This is a genomic window from Brachybacterium sp. Z12 (genome assembly GCF_014400405.1).
In the GTDB taxonomy this organism is placed as follows: Bacteria; Actinomycetota; Actinomycetes; order Actinomycetales; family Dermabacteraceae; genus Brachybacterium.
In genome coordinates this window covers 2,322,123-2,345,281 of the sequence record NZ_CP060496.1, presented here as the reverse complement: position 1 = coordinate 2,345,281, position 23,159 = coordinate 2,322,123, and the positions used below count along the sequence as shown (strand labels likewise).

General features: G+C 70.0%; 16 protein-coding genes and 8 pseudogenes. 17 read left to right on the top strand and 7 right to left on the bottom strand.

All coding sequences use genetic code 11. The features are described from left to right. The first annotated feature begins 162 nt into the window (after positions 1 to 162). The 15 genes and pseudogenes from H3H54_RS12415 (at position 163) to H3H54_RS12345 (ending at position 15,830) form a co-directional block, all read left to right on the top strand. Positions 163 to 798 (top strand): biotin--[acetyl-CoA-carboxylase] ligase, encoded by a 636-nt coding sequence (locus H3H54_RS12415; RefSeq protein WP_262424120.1) that lies wholly within the window; start codon positions 163 to 165, stop codon positions 796 to 798. Between the two features lie 787 nt (positions 799 to 1,585). Then, positions 1,586 to 2,314 carry an adenylate/guanylate cyclase domain-containing protein gene (locus H3H54_RS12410; protein WP_262424119.1) on the top strand — a complete coding sequence of 243 codons (729 nt, stop codon included), beginning with the start codon at positions 1,586 to 1,588 and terminating at the stop codon, positions 2,312 to 2,314. A 128-nt stretch (positions 2,315 to 2,442) separates the two neighbouring features. Beyond that, positions 2,443 to 3,137 (top strand): annotated as a pseudogene (locus tag H3H54_RS12405) (response regulator transcription factor). Positions 3,138 to 3,194: 57 nt separating this feature from the next. After that, a pseudogene (locus tag H3H54_RS12400) lies at positions 3,195 to 3,869 on the top strand (sensor histidine kinase); the annotation flags it as partial. A 173-nt stretch (positions 3,870 to 4,042) separates the two neighbouring features. Beyond that, positions 4,043 to 4,615 (top strand): sensor histidine kinase KdpD, encoded by a 573-nt coding sequence (locus tag H3H54_RS12395; protein WP_262424118.1) that lies wholly within the window; start codon positions 4,043 to 4,045, stop codon positions 4,613 to 4,615. A 107-nt stretch (positions 4,616 to 4,722) separates the two neighbouring features. After that, positions 4,723 to 5,834, top strand: a pseudogene (locus H3H54_RS12390) (5-(carboxyamino)imidazole ribonucleotide synthase); the annotation flags it as partial. Between the two features lie 4 nt (positions 5,835 to 5,838). Continuing rightward, positions 5,839 to 6,357, top strand: coding sequence for a 5-(carboxyamino)imidazole ribonucleotide mutase (purE, locus tag H3H54_RS12385; RefSeq protein WP_262426472.1), 519 nt, complete (start codon positions 5,839 to 5,841; stop codon positions 6,355 to 6,357). A gap of 113 nt (positions 6,358 to 6,470) precedes the next feature. Then, positions 6,471 to 7,156, top strand: a pseudogene (locus tag H3H54_RS12380) (acyltransferase). Then, complete coding sequence (locus H3H54_RS12375) at positions 7,140 to 8,261, top strand: DegT/DnrJ/EryC1/StrS aminotransferase family protein (protein WP_262424117.1); 1,122 nt, start codon at positions 7,140 to 7,142, stop codon at positions 8,259 to 8,261. Before H3H54_RS12380 ends, H3H54_RS12375 begins: the two are co-directional and overlap by 17 nt. 2 nt (positions 8,262 to 8,263) lie before the next feature. Next, a pseudogene (locus tag H3H54_RS12370) lies at positions 8,264 to 9,285 on the top strand (Gfo/Idh/MocA family protein). Between the two features lie 610 nt (positions 9,286 to 9,895). Further along, on the top strand, positions 9,896 to 11,557 hold the full coding sequence (locus H3H54_RS12365) for a DUF6541 family protein (RefSeq protein ID WP_262424116.1): 1,662 nt from the start codon (positions 9,896 to 9,898) through the stop codon (positions 11,555 to 11,557). Continuing rightward, positions 11,497 to 12,213, top strand: a complete 717-nt coding sequence (locus tag H3H54_RS12360; RefSeq protein WP_262424115.1) for a DUF6541 family protein — start codon at positions 11,497 to 11,499, stop codon at positions 12,211 to 12,213. The genes H3H54_RS12365 and H3H54_RS12360 overlap by 61 nt, the downstream gene beginning before the upstream one ends. Then, a complete protein-coding gene (locus tag H3H54_RS12355) occupies positions 12,210 to 12,773 on the top strand; it encodes a DUF6541 family protein (protein ID WP_262424114.1) in 564 nt (187 codons plus the stop codon). Before H3H54_RS12360 ends, H3H54_RS12355 begins: the two co-directional genes overlap by 4 nt. A 64-nt stretch (positions 12,774 to 12,837) precedes the next feature. After that, complete coding sequence (locus tag H3H54_RS12350; RefSeq protein WP_262424113.1) at positions 12,838 to 14,706, top strand: ABC transporter ATP-binding protein; 1,869 nt, start codon at positions 12,838 to 12,840, stop codon at positions 14,704 to 14,706. After that, complete coding sequence (locus H3H54_RS12345; RefSeq protein ID WP_262424112.1) at positions 14,703 to 15,830, top strand: glycosyltransferase family 1 protein; 1,128 nt, start codon at positions 14,703 to 14,705, stop codon at positions 15,828 to 15,830. The genes H3H54_RS12350 and H3H54_RS12345 overlap by 4 nt, the downstream gene beginning before the upstream one ends. Before the next feature lie 35 nt (positions 15,831 to 15,865). Here H3H54_RS12345 and H3H54_RS12340 read toward each other — a convergent pair whose 3' ends face one another. The 6 genes and pseudogenes from H3H54_RS12340 to H3H54_RS19670 all read right to left on the bottom strand — a co-directional run. After that, complete coding sequence (locus H3H54_RS12340) at positions 15,866 to 16,024, bottom strand: hypothetical protein (protein ID WP_262424111.1); 159 nt, start codon at positions 16,022 to 16,024, stop codon at positions 15,866 to 15,868. 524 nt (positions 16,025 to 16,548) lie between these two features. Beyond that, a pseudogene (locus H3H54_RS19675) lies at positions 16,549 to 16,968 on the bottom strand (glycosyltransferase); the annotation flags it as partial. Further along, positions 16,965 to 17,609, bottom strand: coding sequence for a glycosyltransferase (locus H3H54_RS12330; protein ID WP_395963774.1), 645 nt, complete (start codon positions 17,607 to 17,609; stop codon positions 16,965 to 16,967). The gene H3H54_RS12330 and the pseudogene H3H54_RS19675, both read right to left, overlap by 4 nt. A gap of 309 nt (positions 17,610 to 17,918) precedes the next feature. After that, a complete protein-coding gene (locus tag H3H54_RS12325; protein ID WP_262424108.1) occupies positions 17,919 to 18,074 on the bottom strand; it encodes a hypothetical protein in 156 nt (51 codons plus the stop codon). After that, positions 18,074 to 18,541 (bottom strand): annotated as a pseudogene (locus H3H54_RS12320) (glycosyltransferase); the annotation flags it as partial. The pseudogene H3H54_RS12320 and the gene H3H54_RS12325, both read right to left, overlap by 1 nt. Before the next feature lie 191 nt (positions 18,542 to 18,732). Further along, positions 18,733 to 19,104 (bottom strand): annotated as a pseudogene (locus H3H54_RS19670) (glycosyltransferase); the annotation flags it as partial. Positions 19,105 to 19,617: 513 nt separating this feature from the next. Here H3H54_RS19670 and wecB point away from each other — a divergent pair. After that, entirely contained in the window at positions 19,618 to 20,682 is a 1,065-nt protein-coding gene (gene wecB / locus H3H54_RS12315) for a non-hydrolyzing UDP-N-acetylglucosamine 2-epimerase (RefSeq protein ID WP_262424107.1), read from the top strand. Beyond that, on the top strand, positions 20,682 to 21,878 hold the full coding sequence (locus H3H54_RS12310) for a glycosyltransferase (RefSeq protein ID WP_262424106.1): 1,197 nt from the start codon (positions 20,682 to 20,684) through the stop codon (positions 21,876 to 21,878). The genes wecB and H3H54_RS12310 overlap by 1 nt, the downstream gene beginning before the upstream one ends. 15 nt (positions 21,879 to 21,893) lie before the next feature. Here the strand turns inward: H3H54_RS12310 and H3H54_RS12305 are convergent, their stop codons facing one another. Beyond that, entirely contained in the window at positions 21,894 to 22,928 is a 1,035-nt protein-coding gene (locus H3H54_RS12305; protein ID WP_262424105.1) for a D-glucuronyl C5-epimerase family protein, read from the bottom strand. Positions 22,929 to 23,159 lie beyond the last annotated feature (231 nt).

Genomic DNA, 23,159 nt, shown 5'->3' with positions numbered 1-23,159 from the left:
CCTGCTGCGGCCTGCGAGGCCGCGTAATGATCCGGCGGATGAACACCGGGATACTACGCTACGCAGGTCCGACGGCGGTCGCCCTCGTCCGTGGACGGCGCGCGCGACCGCCACAGATCGGGAACATCGGCGCACGGCCCACGGGGCAGGACGGGGAGAGGCATGGAGAGCACGGTCGATCCGCCGGGTCCCCACACCATCAAGGCGGAGCATCCGGGAGCGGAGCATACGGACGGGGCGGAGCTGCCCCTCCTCCGGCTCGGCACCGTGACGTCCACACAGGACGAGGCGACGCTCCGACTGCGGGAGGGGCAGCCGCTCCCCTTCGTGCTGACGGCCCGTCGCCAGACGTCCGGCCGCGGCCGGCTGGGACGCGCCTTCGCCAGCCCCGCGGGAGCGAGCCTCTCCTTCACCTATGCTCACCGCACCGGCCTGGACCCGGCAGACCGAGGCTGGATCCCGCTGACCGCGGGTCTCGCGACGGTCTCGACGCTCTCCCAGGAGCTGGGGCTCCGGGCCGGCGACCAGATCGGTCTCAAATGGCCCAACGATCTCCATACCCACGATGGGCGCAAGCTCGGCGGCATCCTGGTCGAGGGTCGGGGAGCGGACGTCGTGCTGGTCGGCATCGGGCTGAACCTGCGTGGGCCCGTGAGGCAGTCCGATGGCTCTGTCGTCCCCGGAGCGGCCTGGCTGCGCGGGGAGGGGCGGGCTGTCGCCCGAGGCGGCCGGGGGACTGCCCGACGAGCGGCTCAGGGAACGGCTCGAGACTGTGCTGGCCACGATCCTCGCGGGTGAGCTCGCCCGCCTCGAGTCCGCGGGCGGAGACGGTGTCTCCGCGGGCACCCATGACCGTTACACTATGACCTGCCTCACACTTGGGCGTAGGGTGCGGGTCGATCCCCTCGGGGAACAGAGCGACGGGGAGCGCATCCTCGTTCATGGTCCGGCGTCTCGCGAGCGATCGACGGGCACGGCAGGCTGGTCGTCGACCTCGCGGGAGGCGGCCAGGCGGCCGTGGATGTCGGCGACGTGAGGCACCTGCGGCCGGAGGCACCCGCCCACGCCACAGCCGACGAGGTGGAGGACATCGAGCAGGAGGAGCACGTCACGTGACCGGAGGCATGGAAGACCTGGAGCGCGCCGCGGACCGGGAAGGGGTCACACCCTCCCGGGACCAGCCCGCGCCGCAGGAGGCCGTCCCCGTGGAGACCGCGGAGCTGCCGGACCTCTCGGAGGCCTCGGAGGGGCAGATCTCCCTGGACGAGCAGGAGATCCTCGACCTGAACAAGCGCTTCGCCGCGGTGCGCCGCAGCGTCGGTGCGCTCGAGAAGGTGCTGCTGCAGGGGCCGCGGAAGTACTCCCGCCGTGATCTCGCCGATCAGCAGGACATCCCGGAGCGGCTCACCTCCGTGTACTGGCGCTCGCTGGGCTTCACCCCGGTGGACGAGGACACGGTGGTCTTCACCGAGGAGGACGCCTACGCGATCGGCGACCTGGCAGCGATCGTCGAGGAGGGGTCATCACCGAGCGTGCCTTCGCGAGCATCTCCCGCGGTCTGGGCTTCCATATGGGCCGTCTGGCGATGTGGATCACCGAGGCGCTGGTCGACGAGGCGAAACATGCCGACGGGCTCGACGACGCCCAGGCCCGCCAGCAGATGCTCGACTCCGTCCCTGAACTGCTCGAGATCTTCGAGTCCCAGGTCATGTACACATTCCGTCGGCAGCTCGCCGCCTACGCTGCGCGGGCCGGCAGCGAGGTGCTGCACCGGGACACCGATGAGCTGTTCCCGCTGCAGCGGGCCGTCGGCTTCGCAGACCTGGTCCAGTTCACCCGCCTCGCACAGGACCTCCCTGGGGCCGAGCTGGCCGACATGGTCGGCCGCTTCGAGTCCGTCAGCCGCGACATCATCTCCGTGGGCGGCGGCCGGGTGGTCAAGACGGTCGGCGACGAGATCATGTTCCTCGCCGACACGCCCGAGGACGGCGCCCAGATCGCGGTGAGCCTCGCCGAGATGATCACAGAATCACCTGACCTGCCGCCGGTGCGCGTGGGTCTGGCATGGGGTTCGATGTTCTCCCGTTACGGAGACGTGTTCGGGCCCACCGTCAACCTCGCCGCGCGGATGGAATCCGTGGCGCGGCCCGGTGCCGTGGTGGTCGATGCGGACACCGCCTCCGCGATCTCGCAGGCCCTGCCCGGCGGGTTCTCCCTCAGCGACAGTGAGGAGGTCGAGCTCCACGGGATCGGCGGCGTGCATGTCCAGGAGATGCGGCGCGACCGTTCCTCACGGCTCGACCTCGGCCTGTGAGCAGCTGCGGAAAGACGCCCGGCGCGGCCCGTGGTCGCCGGAGCCGCTGCGGAGCTGTGATGATGGAGGAATGCCCGGCCCACCCCGGACCGGGCGATTCCTGGAGGCATCGTCGTAAGATGGATCGCGTGACACGACTGCTACTCGTCGAGGACGACTCGGCCATCGCTGAACCTCTCTCCCGCGCACTGGACCGGGAGGGCTACACCGTGACCCGCGCGTCACGGGGATGGACGCGCTCGCGATCGCTGCGGGACCCGAGTCGATCGACCTGGTCATCCTCGACCTCGGCCTGCCCGATCTCGACGGCCTCGAGGTCGCTCGGCGGCTGCGCAAGGGCGGGCTCGAATGCCCGATCCTGATCCTCACGGCTCGGGCCGACGAGGTCGACGCAGTAGTCGGCCTGGACGCCGGCGCCGACGACTATGTCACCAAGCCCTTCCGCCTCGGGGAGCTGCAGGCCCGCATCCGCGCCCTCATGCGGCGCTCGCAGGCGATGGAGGAATCCGGGGACAGCTATGACGTCAACGGAGTGATGCTGGATGTCTCCGCCCGCCGCGCCTACGCCGACGGCGAGGAGCTGAGCCTCTCCGCCAAGGAGTACGACCTGCTGACCGTGCTGGTGCGCGAGTCTGGCAGCGTCGTCACTCGCGACGACCTCATGCGGGAGGTGTGGGGCGCCGAGTGGTGGGGCTCCACCAAGACCCTGGACATGCACGTCTCGTGGTTGCGCCGCAAGCTCGGCGACGACGCCACAGACCCCCGCCGGATCACCACGGTGAGGGGAGTGGGCTTCCGCTTCGAGACCGGCACGGAGAGCTGACCGGTGCGGCAGCGCGTGCTGCAGGCCACCATCATCACGGTCACGCTCGTCGTGCTGATGCTCGGCATCCCGCTCGGAGTCTCATGGCTGAACCTCAATGGACAGACGCTGAGCAACCAGACGAGTGTCATTCTCGACCAGGTCAGGGTTGATACCGAGGCAAGGCTTCAGGAAGGTCTGGAGCTCGATGAAGCGCTCTTGCAGCGCCGAGTCGACGAACAGACGAGCCTGAACCTCTCCATCGTCGTCACGTACGAGGGAGAGGTGTACGAGGCTGGCGAGCCGGCCGGTCGAAATCCTGAAAAGTTGAGCACGACTGGAGCCTCCGGGCAGTCGATCACCGTCCTCGTTCCGCAGTCCGACGTGCGCGCGCACACTGCGAGCGCATGGGTGCTGATCACGGTGGCGGGCCTCGCGGCCCTGTCCATCGGAGTGTCCGTCGCGCTGTGGCAGGCTCAGCGCATCTCGATGCCGCTGGCCCGGCTCAGCCGTCGCGCCGAGGAGATGGGCGCCGGCCGCTCGCGCGGACCCTGGCACCCTTCAGGAATCGCCGAGATCGATGACGTCGCCGAGGAGCTCGCACGCTCCGGCGCGATGCTCAACGAACGGCTCGAGGCGGAGAGCCGCCTCGCCTCCGACGCCTCCCATCAGCTGCGCACGCCCCTGACAGCGCTGTCGATGCGCCTGGACGAGATCCTCGCCACCAGCTCCGAGGAATGGATCCGTGAGGAGGCGCGCATCTCCCTCGAGCAGATCGACAGGCTCACCGAGGTCGTCCACGACCTCATCAACGCCCCACGCTCCTCCCAGCGGCGCACGCCCGGCGTCGTCGAACTGCGCAGCGTGCTGACCCAGCAGAGCGAGGAGTGGTCCCCGCATATCGCCGTGCCCACCGGGAGCTGCGAGTGCAGGTCCCGCGCAGCGCAGCGGTATGGGGATCGACAGGTCCGCTCACCCAGGTCATCGCGACGCTCGTCGAGAACGCCCTGGCTCATGGCGCCGGCCGCACCACGCTCAAGGTGCGCCGCAACGACCACTCCACCGTGGTCGAGGTCTCCGACGAGGGCGGCGGCATCGACCCCGAGCTCGGCTCCAGCATCTTCGAGCGCGCCGTCTCCGGACGGAGCTCGAGCGGCACCGGGGTGGGCCTCGCCCTCGCCCGGACCCTGGTCGAAGATGACGGCGGGCGGCTCGAGCTGCTCACCGAGAACCCCACCACCTTCGGGGTGTTCCTCATCTCCGCCCCCGGCGACGGCGGCGACGGGGAGGGCTACGACGAGGTGGGCACCGGCAGGGGGCCCGCCCCTCGAAAGAGGGCCGGGGCGGACGCTTCGCCAGGGCCTCGCGGGCCGCACGGGCCGACATGTCGACGGGCGAGGGGCAGCGGGCCCGGCACGGCGCGGACGACTTCGACTCTCTGCCGCAGGGGTCCGTGGTCCGGCGCCGGACGCGGCCGCGCACCTGACCTCGTACACTGACCGCCGTGTCGAAGACCCCGCCCCGCGCCAAGCAGTCCACCCCCGCTGACGCGGCTCCCACCGGAGCGCGAAGCATCGGCATCGTCGGAGCCGGACAGCTGGCCCGCATGATGCTCGGGCCCGCGATCGAGCTCGGACTGACCACCCCCGTGCTCGCCACGGACCCGGCCGAGAGCGCAGCCGACGTCGCCTCCCGGGTACGGCTCGGTAGGCACGACGACGAGCTGTCGGTACGCGCGCTCGCCGCCGAGGTCGACGTGATCACCTTCGACCACGAGCACGTGCCCACACAGATCCTCGAGGGGATCGAGGCGGACGGTCTCGCAGCGGTCCGGCCGGGCCCGGCCGCCCTCGTGCATGCTCAGGACAAGCTCGTCATGCGAGAGCGGCTCACAGCACTCGGCCACCCCTGCCCCCGCTGGTGGCGGATCGGCTCCCCAGCCGATCTCGTCGCCGCGCTCGACGAGGCCGGTGACCGGATCGTGGTCAAGACCCCGCGCGGCGGGTACGACGCCCACGGGGTGCGGATCATCGAGCGCGCCGACCAGGCCGAGGATTGGCTCACGCAGCACGGCGAACTGCTCGCCGAGGAGCTCGTTCCCTTCGCCCGCGAGCTGTCCGCCCAGGTCGCACGGCGGCCCGGGGAGAGGCTGCCGCCTACCCCGTCGTGCAGTCCGTGCAGAAGGACGGAGTCTGCTACGAGGTGGTCGCTCCCGCCCCCGGACTCGACGCGGAGGAGCAGCGCCGGATCCAGGCCCTCGCCCTCGCGATCGCGGAGGACCTCGGCGTCACCGGGATGCTCGCCGTCGAGCTGTTCGAGACCGCAGACGGCGAGGTGCTCGTCAACGAGCTCGCCATGCGCCCTCACAACACCGGGCACTGGTCCATGGACGGGGCTGTCACCGGCCAGTTCGAGCAGCACCTGCGCGCGGTCGCGGACCTCCCGCTCGGTGCCACCACCCCGATCGCGCCCGTATCGGTGATGGTCAACCTGCTGGGCGGCGCCACGGAGGACCTTGCACCCGGTGCCCACGCCGCGCTCGCCGCCGATCCCGCGCTGAAGATCCACCTCTACGGCAAGTCCGTGCGCCCGGGCCGCAAGATCGGGCACGTCACCCTCATCGGTGAGGACGCGGACGACCTGCTCGAGCGCGCGCACCGCGCCGAACGCCTGATCATCGACGGGCCGCAGCACGCCGCCCCCACGACCCCGGAGGAACCCGATGACCGAGAACGCCGCCCGCCCCCTGGTGGGCATCGTGATGGGGTCGGACTCCGACTATCCGGTGATGAAGGCCGCGGAAGAAGCCCTCGCCGAATTCGGGCTCGCCGCCTCCGTCGAGGTCATCTCCGCGCACCGCATGCCGGAGGACATGGTCACCTGGGGCCGCACCGCCGCCCACCGCGGCCTGCGCGTCGTGATCGCTGGAGCCGGCGGCGCCGCACACCTGCCCGGCATGCTCGCCTCTCTCACGCCGCTGCCCGTGATCGGGGTGCCGGTGCCGCTCAAGCACCTCGACGGCATGGACTCGCTGCTCTCCATCGTGCAGATGCCCGCCGGAGTGCCGGTGGCGACCGTCTCCATCGGCGGGGCGCGCAACGCAGGCCTGCTCGCCGCACGGATCCTCGCCGCCGGCGGCGACGAAGAAGCGGAGCGCCTCCGCGAGCGGATGGTCGCGTTCCAGGCCGAGCTGCGGGAGATCGCACTCGCCAAGGGAGAGAAGCTGCGGGAAGAGCGGTGACGCGGGTCGAATGATGAACAGGTGGTGAGGACCGTGTGCACGATCTCCCATCGGGCGGGGTCGCAGACGGCTCCTCCCGAGCAGCGGCAGGCACTCGCGGTATCGTCTGCTCCATGAGCAATACCCCTGCCTACCGGGTCGCCCCGGGGGCCGACATCTCGGACGACGCGACCATCGGTGACGGCAGCTCCGTCTGGCATCTCGCCCAGGTGCGCGAAGGCGCACGGCTCGGCACCGATTGCGTGATCGGACGTGGCGCCTACATCGGCTCCGGCGTGCAGCTGGGCAACGGCTGCAAGGTGCAGAACTACGCGCTGGTGTATGAGCCCGCGAAGCTCGCCGACGGGGTCTTCGTCGGCCCAGCAGCTGTGTTCACCAACGACCATTTCCCGCGTGCGGTCAACCCCGACCTCACTCCGAAGTCCGCTTCCGACTGGGCGCCCGTAGGCGTGACCTGCGAGACCGGCGCCTCGATCGGTGCCCGCGCCGTCTGTGTCGCCCCGGTCACGATCGGGGCCTGGGCGATGGTCGCCGCCGGCGCCACCGTGGTCAAGGACGTCCCCCCGCACGCTCTGGTGGCCGGAGTGCCAGCCAAGCGCTTGGGCTGGGTGGGACGCTCGGGGAGAAGCTCGTCCCCGCCTCCGACGGCACCGACTCCTGGGTGTGCCCCCTCACCGGTGAGTGGTACATCCCCGACGACTCCACCGGCGGACTGCTGCTCGCCTCCTCACCATTGGCCGACGCACCGCGCCCGGCCACCCTCACCGATCCCGATGGACAGGATGGACCTTCCGCATGAACAGCGAACTCACGATGATCCCCCGGCCAAGCCGATCATCGGCCAGGAGGAGCGGGACGCAGTGGATCGCGTGCTGGCCTCGGGCATGGTGGCGCAGGGGCCGGAGGTGGCGGCGTTCGAGCAGGAGTTCTCCGCGGCGCTGGCAGGTGGCCGTGAAGTGGTGGCCGTGAACTCGGGGACCTCGGGTCAGCATCTGGGGATGCTGGCGCTGGGTCTGAAGCCGGGTGATGAGGTGATCGTGCCGTCGTTCACGTTCGCGGCGACCGCGAACACGGTGGCGGTCTCGGGCGGTGTCCCGGTGTTCGTCGATGTGGATCCCGAGACGTTCACGGTAGATCCCGCGGCGGTCGAGGCTGCGATCACGGAGCGGACGGTGGGGATCCAGCCGGTGCACCTGTACGGGCATCCGGCGCCGATGGATCAGCTGCTCGCGATTGCGAAGAAGCACGGGCTGTGGGTGTTCGAGGACGCGGCGCAGGCGCATGGTGCGACGTGGCAGGGCGCTCAGGTGGGAACCTTCGGTGATGGGGCGATGTATTCGCTGTATCCGACGAAGAACATGACCTCGGGCGAGGGTGGCATGGTCTCGTGCGCCACGGCCGAGACGGCGCGTCAGGTGCGGCTGCTGCGGAACCAGGGGATGGAGAAGCAGTACGCGAACGAGGTCGCCGGCTTCAACAACCGCATGACCGACATCCATGCCGCGATCGGCCGGGTCCAGCTGGGCAAGCTCCCGGCCTGGACGGCGACGCGGCAGGAGAACGCGGCGTTCTTCGATGCGAATCTGCAGGGTGTGGTGACGCCGGTGGTGCGTGAGGGTGCCTCGCACGTCTATCACCAGTACACGGTCCGGATCGAGGGCGCGACGGCGTCGGAGCGGGATGCCTTCGCGACCGCGCTGCGGGAGGAGCATCAGGTGGGCTGCGGGGTGTACTACCCGACCCCGGTGCACCGCCTGGAGACGTTCCGTACCGAGGTGGATCTGCCGGTGACGGAGATGCTGGCGCGTGAGGTGCTGTCGCTGCCGGTGCATCCGAGCATCACGGAGCTGGACCGCGAGCGCATCGTGGCGGCCGTGAACACGGTGGCGAAGGCAGGGGCATGAGCATGCTGGGCAAGAAGAAGACACTGCGGGCCGGACTGATCGGTCTGGGCATGATGGGACGTCACCATGCCCGCAACCTCCGCGCGCTCGAGGGCGTGGACCTGGTCGCGGTCGCAGACGCGCACGGCGACCCTCACGGAGCGGCACCGGGGCTTGAGGTGCTGCCCGATGTGGAGGCGCTGATCGCGGCGGGCATCGACTACGCGGTGGTCGCGGTCCCCACCCAGTTCCACCGGGATGTGGCGATCGCGCTGGCGGAGGCCGGGGTGCACACCCTGGTCGAGAAGCCGCTCGCCTTCGACATCGGCGAGGCCGAGGAGATCACCGCCGCGTACGAGAAGGCCGGGCTGGTCGGCGCGGTCGGCTACATCGAGCGGTACAACCCCGCGCTGCAGGAGATGCGCAAGCGCATCGCCGACGGACAGCTGGGGAGATCTACCAGATCGTCACCCGCCGCCAGGGCGGGTTCCCGGCACGGATCGCGGATGTCGGGGTCGTGAAGGATCTCGCGACCCATGACCTGGATCTGACGGCGTGGGTGGCGCAGTCGCCGTACGCGAGCGTCGCAGCGACCTCGACCCGCCGCAGCGGCCGCGAGGACGAGGACATGGTCTCGGTGGCGGGCCGGCTCGAGGACGGCACCATCACCAACCACCTGGTGAACTGGCTGACGCCGTTCAAGGAGCGGGTCACCGTGGTCACCGGGGAGAAGGGCGCGCTGGTGGGCGACACCCTCAACGCCGACCTCACCTTCCACGCGAATGCTGATGCGGCGACCAATCTGTGGGAATCGATGGCCTCGTTCCGCGGTGTCAGCGAGGGTGACTCGATCACCTACGCACTGCAGCGCCAGGAGCCGCTGGCCACCGAGCACCAGGCCTTCCGTGATGCGGTGAACGGGGACTCCTCGAACATCGTCACCATGCGTGAGGGATTGCACACCGTCCGCACCGTCGAAGCCGTGCTGCAGAGCGCCCGCGAGAATCAGGTCGTGACTCTGAAGGGGATCGCACCAGGTGAGTGATCTTGCTGGGCTCCGTGACCGTGCGGTCCGGGCCGCCTCTCGGGCTGCGCGGTTCCTACCGGGCGCCGTCGGGGGATGGGCGTGTACTTTTCCGCTCAACACCGGCTCGCAGAGGACCCTAGCTACGCCGGATGGCGTGAGGACGTCGCTGCCCTGCTGCGGCGCGCTGACCGGCGCTTCCGGAGCGGGAAGGTCGCCTCAGCGCTGCGCTGGTACGACAAGGCCCTGCGCATCAGCTACGATCCGTCGCTCCATCAGACGGGGGCTCGCCGCTGGCCGCGGACCCGTCGAGCTTTCTGAGCCCGCTGCGGGAGTCCGCGCTGGGCTCCCTCCTACTGGAACGAGGGATCCCGGAGGGTTCGGATCCGCGACGTCCGGAGCTTCGACCCCGGGACGACGGGGACCCTGTGCGCCTGGTGGTCGTGGCCCAGGAGAACTGGACGTTCGTTCGGCCGCTCATCGGGGCGCTGGATGGGACCGGCCGCTACGAGGTGCGGACGATCGAGGTCGACGGCCTCGCCGACGGCGGGTTCCCGGATCGCGAGCGGATCATCCGAGGCCGGTATGACCTCGTGACGTCGGGACGGCGTATGCCCACGCCCCCGAGCTCGTGGACGCCTTCGATTGGGCGGACGTCGTCCTCGTCGAATGGAGCCACCACGTCCTGACTTGGATGACGCTGCTGGACCGGGCGCCTCGCCGACTGATCGCGAGGATCCACCGGTTTGAGGCGTTCACCCCGTTCGTACTGCTGCACGACCACCGTCGGATCGACCGGATGCTCTACGTCTCGCCACCGGTGTGGACAATGCTCACCACGATGGTCCCCGGATATGAGGACGTGGCCTCGTCCCAGGTGGGGAACCTCCTGTCCCGTGGTGTCGACCAGGTTGGACGGGACACCCACGATCAGCATCGTCTGGTGCAGATCGGGTGGATCCGCGAGGTCAAGGATGTCCTGTTCAGCCTCGAGGTGCTGACCCGGTTGCGGGAGCATGACGAGCGCTATCACCTGAGGCTCGTCGGTCCGCAGCTGCCGGCGGACAGCGCGCGGGACACGCCCTACCAGCAGCGGGTGCGTGCTGAGCTGGGACAGCTGCCGGCAGGGGCCGTCGAGCAAACGGGGGTGCGTGATGACGTGCCCGCACTCCTGGCGGAATCGGGCGTGATCCTCTCTTCGTCCCGCCACGAGGGAACCCATGAATCCCTCATGGAGGCGCTCGTTGTAGGTTGCCCGGCCGTGATCCGTGACTGGCCGGACACGGCGGACTACGGGGGCCGGCCACGCTCTATCGATCGGACTGGGTGGTGCCGGATATCGACGCCGCTGTCCACCGTGTTCTGGAGCTCGCAGACCCGCAGCGGTACCGCGAGGAGTCCGCCGCAGCGCGTGAGTTCGCCCTGGCGCACCGCGACCCCACTGTGGTCCTCGAGGGGTACGAGCGAGTCCTACGCGACGACTGCGCGTGATATTCGCATGAGCTCGATCCTTCCTGTGCTGTGCGCCGTCGTCCTGCTCGGCGTCCCCGGCTATCTGATGTTGTGCATGCTCGGTGCCCGTCTCCGCGTCCGCTGGGGCTGGGCCCCCGTGGTCACCGTGCTGCTGAGCGCGGCGCTCGGCGCCTTCTACCGGCTGCTCGGCATCCCTTGGAGTCTGTTGAACGTCCTCTTCGGCGTCCTCCTGCTGCTCGTCCTAGCAGGCGCCGTACGCCGTGCGGGGGCGTCCCGGGCCGCTCTGCGGACATCCCCCGGGCCCGCCACGAGAAGTACGGCGACCGACGCCGACGGAAGCAGCTCTTCGGCATCCGGTGATGCCGCAGCTGCTGTAGTGCCGCTGGCCTGGTCCCGACGTGACTCCGTCCTGGTCACCGCGGCATCGCTCCTGAGCGGAGCCGTGCTGGTGGCCTCTGCGTCCCGGCGCATGGGCGGGATCGGGACGCTGAACGGGAGCTTCGACTCCTTCTTCCACCTCTCCGCGGTCGCCTTTATCCGTCAACGTGGAGATGCCTTCCTCACGACAGCGCTCACGGACATCTACGGCGAGCCGACCTTCTATCCCGTCGTGTTCGACACATTGGTGGCGATACTGCCCTTTGACGTGATCACGGCGGCCAACGCGATGGTGCTCGCGATGCTCGCCGCGGTTCCCTCGTCGGTGGCGGCGATGGTCGCCGCGCTCGTGCGGCCCTCCCCCCGTTCGCACCGTTGCTCGTGGCGCTCAGCGCCGCCGCGAGCACGCTGTTCCTCAGCACCGCGGCGATGGCGCTGGTGATGGGGCTGTGGCCGATCGTGCTCGGCGTGGTCTGCCTGCCCCTGGCGATAGGGGCGGTGCTGATGCTGATGGAGCGGCGCCACGGGGCCCCCGGACCCTGGCGGGCGGCCGGTCTGGTGCTGATCGTCCTCGGGACCGCTCTGGCGCACCCCTCCGTCCTGTTCTCCGTGGCGGTCGTGGCCGGGCTGCGGGTTCTGGTCGGCGGGGTCGACCAGATGCGCAGCGGCCGCCGTCTGCGGGGAGGGCTCGAGATCGGTGCCGCGGTCACCGCCGCGCTTCTGTTCGTCGTGCTCTCGCGGGTCCTGTTGAGCGGGATGCACCTCACGAAGCCCAGCGCTGACGGTCTGGCCTCGGTGATCGGGCAGATCGTGCTGGACTCTCCGAGGATCCCCGCGGTGCCGGCGCTGGTGTGGCCGATGGCCGCGATCTGGGTGCTGGCGGGGATCGGCGCCGTCGCGGCGTTCCGCCACCGCGAGGTGCTGGGGCAGACTGCGGCCCTCGCGGCGATTGCCTCGGTCGCGCTGGGGATCGCCACCCAGATCGACCATCCCCTCGCCGTGGCCCTGGTGAACCCCTGGTACGGGGCCCGCGAGCGCATCGCCCCGCTGATGATGTGCATGCTGGTGCTGCTCATGGCCCGGGGCTCCTCACGGTGATCGAGAGCGGTGCACGGCGTCGCCGGATCCTGCCCGCTGCGCTCGGCGTCTGCGCGCTCGTCCTGACCGTGCTGGTCGCGCTCGTGGCGCCGCCGCGGCTACCCCTGCTGGGATCGCTCGCGTACACCGCCTACGGCGTGCAGCTGACGCCGTACGTCCCTGCGGCCGAGCGCGCCTTCATCGAACGCACCGCGGCGGAACTGCCCGCGGACGCGGTCGTCCTCGCTGATCCGCTGGATGGGGCGACCCTGTACTGGTCCCTCGGCCGGGTGGAGACCGTCTACCCGACGATGTCGCGCCCGCTGACGCGCGAGAAGACCCTCGTCGCCCACTACGCGTACCGGGCAGGCACCCCGGAGGCCTCCGAGGAGCTGTGCCGGGCGCTGGACTCCGTGGGTGCCACGCACCTGTACCGCGACCTCTCCGAGGAGTCCGGACAGCGGATCAACCCCCGCGACTCGGAGCGCTGGCGTGGGGTCCATGACATTCCTGAGCCCCGGCTGACCCAGGTCGCGGCTGAGGGCCCGTACGCTCTGTACGAGCTGGACTCGACGTGCTGACAGCGCGCGGTCCGGAACCGGGCCAGTCTTCCCGCACGGCCCCGACCTCTGAGGAGTTACCCACGTGAAGCAGACGATCAGGATCGTCCGACGGACCCTGTCGGTCCTGCCTCCGGAGTCTCGTCGATTCCTGATGGGCTTCGCCGCAGTCATGAGCATCCTCGCACTCCTGGACGTGGTGGCGCTCGGCGCGATCGCCTTGGTGATCCCGGCGCTCATGAGCCCGGGGACGGCCGTGACGATCCCGGTGGTCGGCTGGCGCCTGGAGACCTTCGAGGAGATGATGATCCTCGTCGCCACCTTCGTGGGACTGATCATCGTCAAGAGCTTCCTGAACCTGTTGACGATCAGGATCGCCACCCAGCGCTTCGCGCAGCATGAGGTAGCGATCGGTCAGACCCTCTTCCGCTCCTATATGTCGGCTTCATGGGTGGACCGCACCTCGAAGTCGACCCAGGAGATCATTCGCATGGTCGATTCCGGCGTCGCCGCCGTGGTCGCGAACGTGCTGATGCCGTCGATGACCGTGGTCGCGGAGTTCGCGACGATCTCTGTGATCAGCGTGGGCCTGTTCATCCTGGACTGGAAGATCGCCCTGGCGACCTTCGCGTACCTCGGCGCGATCGCCCTGATCCTCTCCCGTGTGATCACGCCGAGGGCGGTCAGCAACGGCGCCGCGAACCGTGACAACTCGATCCGTGTGGTCAGCCTCCTGGGCGAGGTGCTCGCCGCGCTCAAGGAGCTCACGCTGAAGGGCAACGAGGTCGAGGTCGCCGAAATCGTCGCCGGGCGACGTTCCAGCGCCTCCCGCACCCGCGCCTTCGCCCAGTACTACAACCAGATGCCCCGCTTCGTCCTGGATGCCGGCATGGTCGGCGGGTTCGTCGTGGTGGGCGGCGTCGGCTACCTGTCCGGGCTGCCCGACAACGCCCCGGCGACCGCGATGACCTCCGTGGCTCTCTTCGCCGTGGCCGGATTCCGCCTGGTCCCCTCGCTGACCCGTTTCCAGTCCACCCAGAACCGGATTCTCACCAACGCCGCCTTCGCCGACTACATCATCGACGACATCGAGTTCGCCCGGGAGGCGGTCGAGCGCACTGAACGCCCCGACACCGGGAGCCTCGACCGCGGCCTGCACGACATCGTCCTGGAGGACGTCACCTTCACCTACCCGGGCCGCGAGGAGCCGGCCGTCGACGCCGTCTCCCTGCGTATCCCGGCCGGGTCCTCCGTCGCCTTCGTGGGGACCTCCGGCGCCGGCAAGTCCACCCTGGTGGATCTGCTGCTCGGGCTGCTCACCCCCAGCGGCGGCCGCATTCTCATCGATGACATCGACATGACCACGGTGCTGCGCCAGTGGCGTTCCTCGGTCGGCTATGTGCCCCAGGAGGTCGCGCTGTTCGACGTGTCCGTCGGCGAGAACGTCGCCCTGACCTGGGACCCGCAGGAGGTCGACGAGGAGCGTGTGCGCCGCGCACTCTCCCGGGCCCAGATGCTCGAGGTCATCGAGGGCCGGCCGGACGGCATCCAGGGCCGGCTGGGCGAGCGCGGCATGACCCTCTCGGGCGGTCAGCGCCAGCGCATGGGCATCGCCCGCGGCATGTACGCCGAACCCACAGTCCTCGTGCTCGACGAGGCGACCAGCGCCCTGGACACCAAGACGGAGGCCGCGGTGACGGAGGCGATCCGGGGCCTGGGCGAGGACGTCACGACGATCACGATCGCGCACCGCCTGGCCACCATCCAGTACTGCGACATCGTCTTCTACATGTCCGAGGGGCAGGTCATGGCCGCCGGTTCCTTCGACGAGGTCGTCGCCGCCGTGCCGGCCTTCGCCGAGCAGGCCGCCCTGGCGGGCCTGGCCCGTGCGGAGTCTCCTCGCGAGGCCCCTGCAGGGGCCAGGCTCGAGGCGACCACCGAGGAGGACGCATGACCACCCTGCTGATCTTCAGCTTCTCCACCCTGGAGCGCGACCCCCGGGTGCAGCGTCAGATCGCCCTGTTCGCGCAGGATTACGACGTCACCACGGCGGGCTTCGGACCCTCGCCGCACCCCGACGTCACCCATATCGAGTTGCCCTCGGACACCCGCGCCTGGCCCAGCAGCAAGAAGCATCTGCTCACCGGCCGCCACCGCTGGGCGTACTGGGACATGAGCGCGGTCAAGGCGGCGCGCGCGACCCTGGCGGACCTCGTGGGGACGAAGGACATCGTGCTGGCCAACGACGTCAACACGCTGCCGCTGGCCCTGTGGCTTGCGCCGCGACGAGGCGTCCACGCGGACCTCCACGAGTACGCGCCCCGTGAGAAGGAGCATTTGCGCACCTGGCGCTGGTTCATCGCGCCGTACCAGCGATGGATCTGCCGCACCTGCCTGCCCCGGGCCGCCTCGATCACGACGGTGTCGCCGGGGCTGGCCGCCGAGTACCACGACCGCTTCGGCGTGGACGTCGAGGTGGTGACGAACGCGGCGGCCTACGAGGACCGCAGCCCGCGGCCGACGCAGGGCACGATCCGGCTCCTGCACACCGGGGTGGCCCGGGCCAACCGGCGCCTGGAATCGATGATCGAGGCGCTCCGTGGGGCACCGGAGGGCTTCACGCTCGATCTCATGCTGGTCCCCAGCGAGCCCGGCTACATCGAAGCGCTGCGCCAGCGGGCGGCGGACGTCCCCGCCGTGAGCTTCCGCGATCCCGTGGCGTACACGGAGCTGGTGGAGACGGTCGCCGAGTACGACGTCTCGATCGTGGTCTTCCCCGCCACCACCTTCAACCTCGAGCACAGCCTGCCCAACAAGCTCTTCGAAGCGGTGCAGGCCCGCACCGCCGTGCTGGTGGGACCATCACCGGACATGGCCGAGCTGGTGCGCGGGCACGGGATCGGGGAGGTGCTCGCCGGAGCGGACGCCGAGGCGCTGCGCACGGCTCTGACCTCGATGACCCCGCAGGATGTGGACCGCTGGAAGCAGGCCTCCGATGCGGCCGCCCAGGAGCTCTCCTCGGAGCATCAGGTGAGCGGCTGGAGCCGGGCCATCGCCCGCCTCGCCGCGATGGACTGAGCCCTGGCATCCGCCGGGCGACGCCCTGCGCGGGATCAGCCCCGCTGCCCGCTGTGCAGCCGGGGCAGGTGCCGCACCGCGAGGGACGACGCCATGAAGCGCAGGGGCGCCTCACGGTCCAGCAGGTGGCCGAGCGAGCGGGGCAGCAGGGTCGCGGGCCGGCCGTGACGGCGCCGCGCCAAGGCAGCCTGCACCAGGACCGCGGCGTTGACGGATGGGTCGAGACAGGCATCGACCAGGTCCCGGTCGGCACGGGATAGCGGCGCGAGGCAGCCGCCGGGGCACCGGTGATCACCCGAGCGGTGATCTCCGCGAGTGCGAAGCGCTCCTCGCGGGTCCAGATCGTGACGTCATCGCGGTAGAAGACGGCGCCGAAGACATGGATGCGCAGCACCTTGACCCCGATGGCGCGCCGAGCCGCGACGGGCAGATGGCGATACCAGTCCGCCTCGAACAGATCCGGGAAGAACCCGAGCTGCTCGCGCATCGGGCGCACCACGTAGGTGACGCGGTCCCCGGCATCCTCACCGATCACGTACGGCGGGCCGCAGCGGTCGTAGGCGGTGGGGCAGGTGGCCATCAGCTGGGTGACCATCCCCACGTCGCCGCCGATGGTCGCGCCCTCGACGAGCTGCGCCCCGGTGCGCAGAAGCATGGCGCGGCGCATCAGCCCCAGCGGCGCGGACCGGTAGCTCAGACGGTCCGCGACCAGGTCCACCAGGCCGTCGCGATGCATGCGGGCCGCCGGGGTGGGCACGCCGGATCCGGCGTCGCCGAGAGCCAGGCGGGTGATCACGAAGTCCGCGCCTGTGCGCTCCTGCACGGCGAGCCAGGATTCCACGGCACCGGGCGCGAGGGTGTCATCCGAGCCCATGATCGCCACGAACTCCGCCGTGCTGCTCGCCATCCCGGCGTTGAAGGGCCCCGAGGCGGAGCGGTGCTCGTCGCGGTGTTCCAGGAACCTCACGTGCTCACGATGCTCCGGCGCGATGACCGCGGCGATCTCCTCGGGGTCCCGGTTGTGGCAGACGACCGCGACGGAGGAATGCTCCCCGTTCCCCTCGAGGATCGAGGCGACGGCGCGGCCAACGGGCCGCTGCGGCGTATGACAGGCGATGATGACCTCGACGCGCGTCATCGGGCATCCGCCGTCCGGTGACGCTCGAGCTCGTACTGGGTGGCGTAGCCGCGACCGACGGAGGCCGTGGAGAACCGGTCGCCGATCGTGTCGGCGATGGCCTGCGCGGACAGCAAGCGGGTGCGTGCGTCGACCTCGAGGATCGCGTCGGCGTAGGCGGTGGCGTCCTGGACGTCGACCAGTGTGCCGACCTGGGGCTGCACATACTCCCCCTGGCCGCCGGTGGAGCCGAGCACCACGGGGCGCCCGGCCACGATGGCCTCGGCGGCCGAGACGAAGAAGTTGTCGGCCCGGGTGGGGCCGAAGAACAGGTCGGCGCGGGCGAGCGCCGCACTCACACCGGACCCGTCCACCGTGCCCGCCAGCGTGAGCCGCTCGCCGACGCCGAGCTCCGCGGCGCGTCCGAGGGTCTCCTCGCGCAGCGGCCCCTCGCCAAGCCATTCCAGGTGGGCGTCCACGCCGCGCTCGACGAGCTGGGCGAGGACCTCGACGGCCAGCAGCGGATCCTTGCGGGGGATGAGCCCGCCGGTGGAGACCATCCGCACAGCGCCATCGCCACGGTCCCGCCGTGATACGACGGCTCCGGGCTCGACGATGCAGGGCACGACAGCGGTCGGCCGGGATCCGCGGACGGCACGGATCGGTCGGGGCGAGGAAGTCGCAGACGGCGGTGACCCGGTCAGGGCGTGCGAGCAGACGGGACAGCAGCGGCAGCGCGAGACGCGCCGGCGCGGGCAGTGTCGCCGGCGTGGTCAGGGCGGACCAGTGCTCGGTGTGGATCCAGGTCTGCCGCGGGCGGCGCATCGACAGCGGCAGCAGCGAGGAGAAAGCCATCGAGTGGACCAGATCGCTTCCCGCAGTCGCTTGCCCCAGGGCGCGGGCGGCTCGCAGGACCTGATCGGGACGACGGGGATCCATCGGGATGCGCAGCACGTCCAGCCCCGCATGGGTCAGCCGTCTGCTGCCGTCATCGTCCGCCGGGGGACCAAGTGGATGACCCGGACCCCGGCGTGACGGGCGATCGCCAGGGCGTCGCGCACCACGAAGGAGCCGCGCGATGCCGCGACGAGGGTGGGAAACCAGGTGGTGACGACGGCGACCCGCATCAGCGTTCCTTCCGGCGACGGAGGACCCGCCGATACATTTCGAGCAGCTTCTCGGTCTCGTTTTCCCAGGTCAGCGCCGGGGCGACGGCGCGGGCCCGGGCCCGATAGGCCTCGGGATCCGCGAGGATCGCGGCGAGGGCCGCGGCGAGGTGCTCGGGCCGGGAGCCCTGGAAGACCTCTCCGACCCCGAGCTCCTCGACGACCTGGCGCATATCGGGAAGGTCTGCCGCAGCGATCGGCAGCCCGGCGCGGATGGACTCGAAGAGCTTGTTGGGCAGGGCGAAGCGGTACGACAGGCAGATTGGACGGACGTGCACGACGGCCACGTCCCCGTCCGCCAGTGACCGGGAGACGTCGTCGGGCTCGACCGCACCCACGAGATGGACGCGATCCTCCACCCCGTGGTGCGCAGCCTCGGCGCGCACGCCGTCGAGAGCGGCCGCCTCGCCGTAGCCCAGCAGCACGAAGTGGACATTCGGCGGGAGATGGGGAGCGCCGCGATGGTTTCCTCGATGCCTCGCGCGGTGGTGATGCGGCCTCCGTAGGCGATCACCTTGTCCGCGACGGTGAGGCCGGCGCGTTCACGCAGCACGCCTGTCGAGGGGTCAGGGAGGGCATCGGCGACCGGCACGTTGCGCACGAGCGTCGGGGCATCGTCGAGTCGGTAGGTGCGCTGGAGCCATTCGGCGATCGAGGGGGACACGGTGATCACGCCGTCGACCTGCCGAATCCCGAGGGACTCGGTCAGCACCTCGGCGAACGGGGCGAGGATCCGCCCTGATCGGACGTTGCGATGGCGCCAGAGCTCGTGTGAGTCATAGACGATGCCCACGGAACCCCGGGACAGGGCCCGGATCGCGAGCGCGGGCACGAGGGTGTTGGCATCGTTGGCATGGATCATGTCCGGGCTGAATCGGACCCCGGCGGTCGTCGCGTTCTTCCAGTAGGTCCCCAACGAGATGGTACGGAAGGCTCGTTCGCCGACGCTGCGCAATGCACTCAGCGCGATTGACCGCGCTGCAGGGACCACTCTGAGGGGGCGGCGGGGAGTCGGGCGCGGCACCGGGACGGGATCGCCCGGCGCTGGGATCGCGGGGTCGTTGATGAGGCGGCGCCACACCGGTGCGATGCTGGGCAACACCCGCTCGATCGCGAATTCGGGGACCCGCTCCAAGGCGAGACGCTCACCGAGGGTGTGACGTCAGCCACTCGATCGAGCTTGCGTCGTTCGACCGCGATGATGCGCACGTCGTACCCGTCGTCGCGCAGGGAGGCGGACTCCTTGAGCACTCGGGAGTCATTGGCGGCGTCGTTGTAGACGAGTACAGCGACACGGGGGCCATCGCGCTCTGGCCTGGCGTCATGCAAATTCCGTTCTCGCGTCCGGCACAGACGCGGGGCCGCGCCTATCGCCGATGATGTCGGGTCTCATGATGCACTGTCCGACGTCGGCGGTTGGCTATTGTGGAGCACGCTCACCATACCGCCGTCCTGGTCGGCACCGCTCGGAGCATCGCCGGGCTCAGGAGGAGGAGATCCACCTATGAAGATCCTGTCCGTCGTGGGCGCCCGCCCGCAGTTCGTCAAGCTCGCCGCGATCACCGATGCCGCCGCCCAGCGTGACGACGTCGAGCACATCATCGTCCATACCGGACAGCATTACGACGCCGCCATGAGCGACGTCTTCTTCGCCGATCTGCGGATCCCCGCACCGGACGTGAACCTCGCGATCGGCTCCAGCTCCCACGGCCGCCAGACCGGCGCCATGCTCGCCGGGATGGACGAGGTCCTCGAGGAGCACCAGCCGGATTGGACTCTCGTCTACGGGGACACCAACTCCACCCTCGCCGGCACGCTCTCTGCGGTGAAGATGCATCTGAAGGTCGCCCATCTCGAGGCCGGCCTGCGCTCCTTCAACCGCAGGATGCCCGAGGAGCACAACCGGGTCATCACCGACCACGCGGCGGATCTGTTGCTGGCCCCTACCGAGGTGGCTCGCCGGCATCTCGCCGCCGAGGGGCTCGCGGACCGAACACTGGTCACCGGAGACGTCATGACCGACGTCTGCCTGCGCGTCGCAGCCTCCGTCGAGGGCACCGCCCTCGCTCTTCCCGAGGGGATCGATCCCTTCGGCGAGTTCGCCGTCGCGACCATCCACCGTGCCGACAACACTGACGACCCCGACAAGCTCCGCGCGATCATCGACGCTCTCAAGGCGCTCGAGATCCCGCTTGCGCTGTTCGCTCATCCCCGCCTGGTCGCCAAAGCGAAGGACGCCGGCATCGATCTGGCTGGCGGCGCCGTCCACGTCGGCGCCCCCATCGCCTACCCCGACCTGGTCAACGCCGTGCGGAACGCCTCCGCGGTCGTCACCGACTCCGGCGGTCTGCAGAAGGAGTCCTACCTCCTGGGTACACCCTGCTCTACCGTGCGCACCGAGACCGAATGGGTCGAGACGCTCGAGAACGACTGGAACCAACTGATCCTCGATCCCGCCGATCTCACCGCCTCCGTGACGCGCCCCCGCCCTACGGCGGACCGACCCGCCCACTATGGCGACGGCAGGGCCTCCCAGCGCAGCATCGACGCTCTGCGGGACCGCGCCTGATGGCCCGTTCGCGCAGCAGCTACACCCGGCCGCCGCACGTCGTCGTCGCTACCCGCGTTTACACGCCGGAGCCGGTCGCGGCAGCGTTCCGGCAGGAGGCGCTCGTTCTCGCGCTCGAGCGGGCCGGCGCAGAGGTCACCGTGCTGACCACCACCGCGCCCGGGGCCGGGCGCGTGCGCACACGAGCCCACAGGGTCTCCCGGTGGCCGGTCAAGCGGGACTCCCAGGGCCAGGTCCGCGGGTACGTCTCCTACATGAGCTTCGACCTCCCGCTCGCGCTGCGCCTCCTGTTGCAGCGCCCGCTGGACGCGATCGTGCTCGAGCCGCCGCCCACCACGGGCATTGTTGGGATGGTCGCCGCCGCGATCCGCCGGGTCCCGTACACCTTCTATGCGGCCGACGTCTGGTCCGATGCGACCGACAGCGTCGACGGCGTGCCCACGATCGTGCGCACCGCCGTGCGCTGGGCCGAGAAGACGGTGTGGAAGCGGGCCGCGCGCGTGCTGACGATCTCCCCGGGGGTCCAGCATCGGCTCGAGGAGCTCATCGGCTCCCGCTCCAGCCTGGTGATGGTCGGCAACGGCATCGACACCGAGACGTTCCACGACCAGGGCGAGACCGGCGGGGAGCAGGACCCCTACTTCGTGTACGCGGGCACGGTCTCCGAATGGCAGGGCGCGGGCGTGTTCCTCGATGCCTTCGCCCGGACCCGCGCCTCCCATCCCGAGGCGCGGCTGCTGTTCTTCTCCGAGGGCTCTGGCCGCGACGAGCTCGAGGCGCGTGTGCAGGCCGAAGGCATCGAGGGCATCGACTTCCGCGACAAGATCCCCCGGCGCAGGTCGCCGCGCATCTGCGGGGGCCGTCGCCGGGCTGTCCTCGATCACACCAGGGCAGGGCTACGAGTTCGCCCTGCCCACCAAGATCTATGCCGCCACGGCGACGGGCACCCCGTGATCCACGCCGGGGAGGGCGCCGCTCACGACCGGATCCGGGACAACGCGCTGGGCTGGGCCTGCGATTACGACGCCGAGCAGGTTGCCGAGGCGATGCGTGAGGCGCTCGCGGGCGACGGCGGCGTGGACCCGCAGCACCTGCGGCGCTGGACGCTCGAGAACGCCTCGCTCGCGGGCTGCGCGACGAAGGGCGCCCAGCAGGTGCTGGCGAGCCTCGCAGAGCGTGCCGCCCGCCGGGACTGAGGCCCGCGAGCGGACTCAGGACTCTTGGAGATCCTCAGCCTGCTGAGCCTCCTGGGCACGGTGCTGGTCGAAGGCCTCGATATCGGCCTCGAGGATGTCCGCCTGCTCCTCGAAGGTCGCGCTCTGCGACAGCGCTGCGGTCCGGCGCAGCTGGGTCGTCACGCCACGGTGATACCCGTCGGGGTTCGACCAGGTCGTGTAGCTCCAGGGAGTCATCCCGTACAACGACGGCTGGCCGGCGACCCGGTAGGAGTCGAAACTCTCCTGGAGCGTCGCGAGGGCGCGCGAGAGCAACGTGCGGGCGTAGCGATCTTCGGTCGCCCGAAGGTAGTCGTAGACGCCCCAGATGGCGTAGATGTTGCCGTTGGCGACATGGCTCGTCTGCCCCGGGTCCGACGAGGGGTACTCCTCAAAGGTGGTGAAGCGCCGGTCGCCCTCGTCGTGGAAGCTCACGAACCAGGGAGCTGAGTTCTCGGCCTCCTGATCGCGGTAGTGGCGGAACGAGTTGAAGATGAGATGGGCGGTCTCCAGCCAGGTGCCCTCGCCCGTGACCTCGTGCATCCGCACCATGTGGGAGAGCATCATGCCCTGCGCCATGCCCGAGTACCACGGGACGCCGTTCCCTCCGGGGAATGCTCGAAGTGGTACGGGAACCACAGGGATTCGGCCCCCGGTTCCTCGTCGTCCACGGACTCGGGGAGGGAGTGCCTCTCGGCGCCGTGCAGCAGGTACCGGGTCGTGGCGAGGACGGAGTCGAGCCGACGAGGACCCGTCGATCTCATAGCTGTGCAGCTGCGGGAAGAGGTACCAACTGGCGTTGACGGGGTGGTAGACCCGCTGCCCGGCGTACTCCGTGATGACCACCCCGTCATCATCGACCTGCTTCTCGGGCTCATAGGGCCCCTCGTAGCTGATGACATACGGCGAGGCGAGACCCAGGTCGACGTCGAAGTCGTGGGTGACCCAGTTCGGGCCCAGCGGCCAGGAGCGGCCCAGCGCGAAGCCGGCGACTGCGCCACCCGTGGCTCCGAGTGCTCCGAGAGCAGCCATCCCGCGCAGCGCATTGCGACGTCGGATCGCGGGCTGGCGCCGGCGGTGAGGGGATTGCTCAGGGGCCACGTGGTGCACCGATCGTCGTTCTAGGGGAAGCAGGGGAGAGGCATCGGTCTCGAGCGGCGCGAGACCCCGGCCCTGCTCAGGATGGTTCATAGGATCGGATGCGGCGCATGGCGCCCGCTGCGAGAGGCCGGCCGGCGACCGCAGATCGAGGCGACCGGTGAG